The following is a 980-nucleotide window of genomic DNA, read 5'->3' on the forward strand; positions in this document are numbered from 1 at the left end:
ACCGTAGAACCAAAATCCGTCAAGAGAGAAAAGAAGTTAGCCAGTCAGATACAGATGAATCTGTTCTATTCTAAGGCCTAAGGCTAGTCGTAGATACTAGGAATAGGCTGGCGCTTGTGTTGGGTGCTTTGATAAATCTTCATCAAGCGCTCTTCAGCCCATTCTTCGATTTCTTTTCCTTCCAAAAAATCATCGATTTGATCATAGCTGATACCCAATGCGTCTTCATCTTTCTTGCCCGGTTCGTTGGACTCAAGATCTGCAGTTGGGGCCTTGGATATAATAGCCTCTGGCGCGCCAAGAAAGCTTGCGCAAGCACGCACCTGACGCTTATTCAAACCAAACAAAGGGATCAAATCCACTGCACCATCACCGTATTTGGTGAAAAAGCCGGTTATATTTTCTGCAGAGTGATCCGTTCCCAATACCAAGCCACCCAAAATACCGGCGATATGATATTGGGCAACCATCCGCTCTCTCGCTTTGACGTTACCTTTTGAAAAGTCCAAACGTTGATCGGAAGCATGTAACTGGTCTACCGAGTCCAGTGCTGCAGTCACCTCTTGATGGATTGCATCGGAAGCTGACTTTACGTTTACCGCAACTGCGTGACTTGGTTGAATAAAGTCAATTGATAGCTGCGCATCATGCTCATCAGCCTGCTCGCCATAAGGTAGCCGTACTGCAACGAACTGGAAGCTATGAGGGTGAGCATTTTCCTGGTTAAGCTGATCAACGGCCATTTGCGCCAACTTTCCACAGGTGCAAGAGTCGATGCCACCACTAATGCCAAGCACCAAAGTTTTCAAACCTGAATCTTTCAATTTCCGCTTGATAAATGCAACACGCGTATTGATTTCCTGCTCAACATCTATCTCAGGCTTAACTTTCATTTCTTGCAATATTTGCTGACGTAGACTCATTCTCTTAACCAACCTTTCTATAAAAACAGTGCCCTTGTAAGAGCCTTTCAATTAAAG

Annotated in this window: 1 protein-coding gene; it reads right to left on the minus strand. The window is 44.9% G+C overall.

The genetic code is table 11. The annotated features are described in order from the left end of the window. Positions 1 to 83: 83 nt before the first annotated feature. Positions 84 to 923: an ammonia-dependent NAD(+) synthetase gene (gene nadE / locus A3729_RS30175; protein ID WP_068513073.1), complete on the minus strand. Its 840-nt coding sequence runs from the start codon at positions 921 to 923 to the stop codon at positions 84 to 86. Positions 924 to 980: the final 57 nt, after the last annotated feature.

It is taken from the genome of Oleiphilus sp. HI0043 (assembly GCF_001634935.1).

Coding starts and splice junctions, on each gene's coding strand:
- nadE (WP_068513073.1), bottom strand. CDS start 923: ATGAGTCTACGTCAGCAAATATTGCAAGAAATGAAAGTTAAGCCTGAG.